Origin of the sequence: Phenylobacterium sp., from assembly GCF_031412415.1 — a bacterium.
Taxonomy (GTDB): domain Bacteria; phylum Pseudomonadota; class Alphaproteobacteria; order Caulobacterales; family Caulobacteraceae; genus Phenylobacterium.
In genome coordinates, this window is the sequence record NZ_JANOCX010000112.1 from 1 (window position 1) to 4,591 (window position 4,591).

General features: G+C 68.3%; 6 protein-coding genes and 1 tRNA gene. 3 read left to right on the forward strand and 4 right to left on the reverse strand.

The features are described from left to right. From nusG to RMO04_RS05650, 3 genes are all read right to left on the reverse strand, one after another. Nucleotides 1–565: transcription termination/antitermination protein NusG (gene nusG / locus RMO04_RS05640; RefSeq protein WP_309643813.1), on the reverse strand; the 565-nt coding region annotated here is incomplete at its 3' end. Nucleotides 566–573: 8 nt separating this feature from the next. Continuing rightward, on the reverse strand, nucleotides 574–885 hold the full coding sequence (gene secE / locus RMO04_RS05645; protein ID WP_309643814.1) for a preprotein translocase subunit SecE: 312 nt from the start codon (nucleotides 883–885) through the stop codon (nucleotides 574–576). 64 nt (nucleotides 886–949) lie between these two features. Beyond that, nucleotides 950–1,025 (reverse strand) — tRNA-Trp (locus RMO04_RS05650). Between the two features lie 226 nt (nucleotides 1,026–1,251). Between RMO04_RS05650 and RMO04_RS05655 the strand changes: the two genes are divergently transcribed. Both RMO04_RS05655 and RMO04_RS05660 read left to right on the forward strand, forming a co-directional pair. Beyond that, entirely contained in the window at nucleotides 1,252–1,434 is a 183-nt protein-coding gene (locus tag RMO04_RS05655) for a hypothetical protein (RefSeq protein ID WP_309643815.1), read from the forward strand. A gap of 134 nt (nucleotides 1,435–1,568) precedes the next feature. Beyond that, the gene (locus tag RMO04_RS05660) at nucleotides 1,569–2,930 is read left to right on the forward strand and encodes a hypothetical protein (RefSeq protein ID WP_309643816.1); all 1,362 of its coding nucleotides are present in this window, start codon (nucleotides 1,569–1,571) and stop codon (nucleotides 2,928–2,930) included. On the opposite strand, the gene RMO04_RS05665 is transcribed toward RMO04_RS05660, so the two are convergent. Then, the gene (locus tag RMO04_RS05665; protein WP_309643817.1) at nucleotides 2,927–3,832 is read right to left on the reverse strand and encodes a transcriptional regulator; all 906 of its coding nucleotides are present in this window, start codon (nucleotides 3,830–3,832) and stop codon (nucleotides 2,927–2,929) included. The genes RMO04_RS05660 and RMO04_RS05665 overlap by 4 nt on opposite strands. 144 nt (nucleotides 3,833–3,976) lie before the next feature. Between RMO04_RS05665 and RMO04_RS05670 the strand changes: the two genes are divergently transcribed. Next, the coding region (locus RMO04_RS05670) for a beta/gamma crystallin-related protein (protein WP_309643818.1) at nucleotides 3,977–4,591 on the forward strand (615 nt) is incomplete at its 3' end.

Below are 4,591 nucleotides of genomic sequence, written 5' to 3' on the forward strand. Positions count from 1 at the left end.
AGGACGTCTTCTCGACCTGGCCGTATTCGAGCTCCACCGGCGTGGCGCGGCCGAAGATGGAGACGGTGACGCGCAGGCGGGCGCGTTCTTCGTCGACCTGTTCGACCGAGCCGTTGAAGCTCGCGAACGGACCATCGGTGACCCGAACCTGCTCGCCGATCTCGAACTGGATGGTCGGCTTCGGCCGCTCGACACCCTCTTCGATGGCGCCGATGATCCGGGCGACTTCCTTTTCCGAAACCGGCATCGGCTTGTTCTGGCTGCCCAGGAAGCCGGTGACCTTCGGCGTGTTCTTGATGAGGTGATAGGCCTCGTCGGTGAGCTCCATCTTCACCAGGACATAGCCCGGGAAGAACTTGCGCTCGGCGTTGACCTTACGGCCGCGGCGGATCTCGACCACATCCTCGGTCGGCACCAGGATGTCGGAGAAGGTGTCTTCAAGACCCTGGGTGCGCGCCTGCTCGCGGATCGACTCGGCCACCTTCTTCTCGAAGTTCGAGTAGGCGTGGACGATGTACCACTTGTGGCGGGGATTGGCGGCGACGGTGGGGGCTTCGGCGTTCATGATCTCTCTTATCCCCCGTTGGCGAGCTTCAGGAGGAAATTCACTCCCGCGCCCAGACCCAGGTCCACCACGAAGAAGAAGGCCGCCGCCATCACCACCATGATCCCGACCATCACCGAGGTGATCCAGGTCTCCTTGCGGGTGGTCCAGGTGATCTTGCGGGCCTCGGCGCGCACTTCGCGCATGAATTGCGCAGGGCTGGTCTTCTTCTTGTTCGCCGGCGCCGAGGCGGCCAGCGCGGACGCAGGTGCTATCGCTGCGGCCGTCTTGGCGGCGCGGGCCTTCATCGCTTGCGGGGAGGAACCCGGTTTCCTGGCCATCAGGCGCTCATAACTCTTTCATAGTGGGCGGCGGACCTCCGCGCCCGGGCAGACACATATAGGGTGGCAGGAGTGGAGGGATTCGAACCCCCGGCCCTCGGTTTTGGAGACCGATGCTCTACCAGCTGAGCTACACTCCTTCGACCCTGCCCTTTTGGGGCCTGGCCTCCAAACAATGAACAGCGCGCCGGAGGGCGGCTAGGCCCGCCGACGCGCGTGGCTCATCGCCAGAGCCGGGTCGTTTAGCAGCGGCGTCCCTTCCGGGCAAGGCCGCCTGGGCCGGCCCAGGCGGGCAAATTGCCCTCCCCGGCATCGAACAGCGGGTCAATGCGTTCAACCGCGACGAGACTCGCCGACAGGATCGCCATGACCGACCCCAAGCCCAACCCCGACGACGCGGCCAAGACCCGCGACGAAGACATGAAGCCCGGCAGCCCGCCGCGTCCCGCCACGGAGCCCGCCGGCGCCAAGGGCTCCAGCCGCAACACCAAGACCGCCACGGACCCCGCCACCGGCGAGCCCGAGGATGGCCCGCCGCGCCCGAACTAGCTGGGCCTTAGCCGCGATCTCGCCGCGAGTCTGAACCTCGCATGACGAGGCGCTCAATCTAGGTTCAGGCAAACCGCCCCAGGATCACCGGCTGACTGCGCCCACCGGCGCGCCGAGACGAAGAGGACGCCGCCATGTCGATTCGACCGAGGAGCCTGCGTTTCCGGCTGGCGCTCTCGAGCGCCCTGCTGCTGACGCTCACCGCTTGCCGGGGGGAAGACCGCCCTCAGGCCGCCGCCGGACCCTTGTTCGTCCCCGCCGAGTCCGCCGCCTACGATCCTGGCCTCGCCCCGGAGTGGTCGGACCTGCCGCGTCAGGAGGCGTCGCTGGGTCGACCGACGGACGACGGCTACAGCTATGCGGAGCGAGCCTACGAGATGGACCGCGCCTTCTATCAGTCGCCGCCGGACTACGCCTTTTCCTATGACGACGCCCAGCCGTGGGTCTGGGAGAGCCAGGACGACTGGCGGATGTACGCCGAGCCGCTCAAGGTGGGTTACCGCTACTACTATTACGAGCCCGGCGAGCCCTATCCCTACTTCGTCCGAGATCCCGACTACGGCTACGGTTACGACCAGGGAGGACTGCTGGTCACGGTCTACGACAGTCGTGGCGCCCTGTTGCCCGCGCCCTATTTGAGTCGGAACGCCGACCGCGCCGGACGCTATTTGGCCAGGGCGCGGACCCTGCGCGACGCTTCGGCCAGCGCGCGGCGCATCACTGTCACGGACGAACGCTGGGTCAACCGGCGATCCTCCTTCGTGGCGAACCAGGCGAACTGGTTCGAAGCCGCGCGCCGTCAGCCCGACTGGACCCGTCACCGCGCGACCAATGAGAGCAACGCAGGCCCTCGATTCGAGCGGGAGCGCGAGCGTCGCGCGGATTCCATCGCCCGCCTTGATCGGGTCGAGGCGCGTCAGGAGCCGCGCCGGGACGACCGCGGTCCGCGGGTCGAGAGGCGCGATCGCCAGATCGCCGAGGCGTCTCCGATGCGCGTCGAGCGGCCGGTTCGAGCCGATGACCGCCGCCGGGATCGTGATTCCGCGCGCGGAGATCGCGACGACCGCCAGCCCCAACGCCGGGCCGAGGAAGCTCGGCCGAGGCCCCAACAGGTCGAGGTGGCGAAGGCTCCGCCTCAGCCCGGGGCGCCGGCGCGGGCCGACCGCCAAGATCGTCGTGAGGATCGGCGTCGGGCCGAGAGGCCTCAGACGGAGCGACCCGCTGTCACCCGGGCGGAGCGACAGCCCGAGGCCCGGCCCGCCCGCGTCGAACGTCAGGCTCAGCGCGACGACCGGCGGCCGGAGCGGCCGGCCCGCGAAGCACGCGAGCGCCCCGAGCGCCAGGCCGCCGCGCCCGCCCAGAGGGTGGAACGTCAGGCCCGGAACGAACCGGCGCGCGCCGATCAGGCTGCGCCCCGCCCTCAAGAGGCGCGCAACGTCGCTCAAGCGGGTAAGGACGCGGGTGGGCGCGAGCGTCGCCAGCGCGACCGCGACTAGGTCCGGGCGCCGTCCAGTTCGAAGCTGCGCTCGAACATGTCCAGGCGATCCTCCACCAGGTTCATCCGCTTGAACGCAAGATGCGCGCTCCACAGCGCAGCGCGCGCGGCCATGGGTGTACGATCCATCGCCGCCACCGGCAGCTTCCAGCGCCGCAGCAAGCCGTTGGCGTAGTGGGCGCCGTTGATGATCCGGGTCGGCCAGGTCTGATAGTCGACCGACAGGGACACGTTGAACTCGCCCAGGTTCTCGATGCGGTGGGGCGCGTGCAGCGGCCAGGTCACCGCCATGCCGGGCTCCAGGTCGAACACCTGCGCGGCCGCGTCCATGCTCCGGGCATAGGGCAGATCCTCGGTGGTCTGGCGCAGCATGATGTCCTCCATGCGGCTCTGCGGCATGTGGTGCTCATCGTTCGGATAGATCCAGATCCGTTTGCGGCCTCGGATGTGGAACAGGCACACCCCCGGCGCGTCGGCATGGAACGGCACCTTGGCCTGCGGCGCCGAGATGATGAGCTGGGCGTTGAGCTGAACCGGCTTGAAGCCGTCGGCCTGGGCCGAAACACCGGCGAAGGCGCGCGCCATGACGTCGGCGAGGTCGGAATCATGGGCCTCCACCCCGCGGAGTTGCACCCAGACCCTGCCGTCCTTGACTCCCGCCAGGACCTCGCGGCCGGGCAGCCGTCCCCGAACACCGGTGCGCATCCGCGCCTGTCCGTCGGCGTCGAAGTCGAACAGATTGATGTCGTACAGTTCGGCCGGATAGCGGTCGAGGATCGCCGCCAGGCGGTCGTCGTCGAACAGGCCCGTATCGCCCAGCCCATGCCGGAACGTCATGGGCGCCTTGGCGAACGCCGCCTTCTGGGGCGGGCTCCACGTTGGAATCAAGGCGGCGTCGATCATCACCATCTCCCGAAGCGACGGCGTCATATGCGAGCGGATCGGTAAATAACGCGTTCGATGAGCCGCTTCCGACGCGGTCGCTGCGCTCGCCAAGCTTCGCTCGTGGGATTAGCTTGGGCTCGAGGGATCTTTGGAGACACTGGAATGAAACGCCTGTTCATCTTGGCCACGGCGGCGATCGCGCTGACCGGAGGGTCGGCCGTGGCGCAAGCCGACTTGAGAGGCGCTTCGCCGCCTCCGGGCGACTATTGGCGCACCTGCCAGAACGTCAGCACCTATGGCTTCGGCCGCGACGCGGTGGTGAGCGCGCAGTGCCGCGACAGCCGTGGACGTCTGCAGTCCACCAGCCTCCGGTTCGACGGCTGCGGCGAGATCGACAATCGCAACGGCCAACTTGTCTGCATCCGGGGTGACGGCGGCGGCGGCGGACGTCCCCCGTGGGGCGGCGGTGATGGCGGCGGCCGTCCTCCTTGGGACGGCGGCGATGGCGGCGGTCGACCGCCTTGGGGCGGCGGCGGTCGCAGCTCGATCACAATCTACGGCGCGCCCGACTATCGCCGGGAGCTGACCGGCAGCAACCGGGAGATCACCAATCTTCCGCGCCAGTACAACGACCGGGCCATGAGCCTGCGGATAGAGGGGCGTGGATCCTGGCAGGTTTGCAGCGACAAGGATTTCCGGGGCCGTTGTCAGATCTTCGACCGCAGCGTTCCAGACCTGCGCAGCTATGGCCTCGGCGAGGCTGTGACTTCGATGCGT

Bases quoted from the DNA above. Each gene is read 5' to 3' on its own strand.
- secE (WP_309643814.1), bottom strand. From the start codon at position 885: ATGGCCAGGAAACCGGGTTCCTCCCCGCAAGCGATGAAGGCCCGCGCC.
- RMO04_RS05655 (WP_309643815.1), top strand. From the start codon at position 1,252: ATGACCGACCCCAAGCCCAACCCCGACGACGCGGCCAAGACCCGCGAC.
- RMO04_RS05660 (WP_309643816.1), top strand. From the start codon at position 1,569: ATGTCGATTCGACCGAGGAGCCTGCGTTTCCGGCTGGCGCTCTCGAGC.
- RMO04_RS05665 (WP_309643817.1), bottom strand. From the start codon at position 3,832: ATGATCGACGCCGCCTTGATTCCAACGTGGAGCCCGCCCCAGAAGGCG.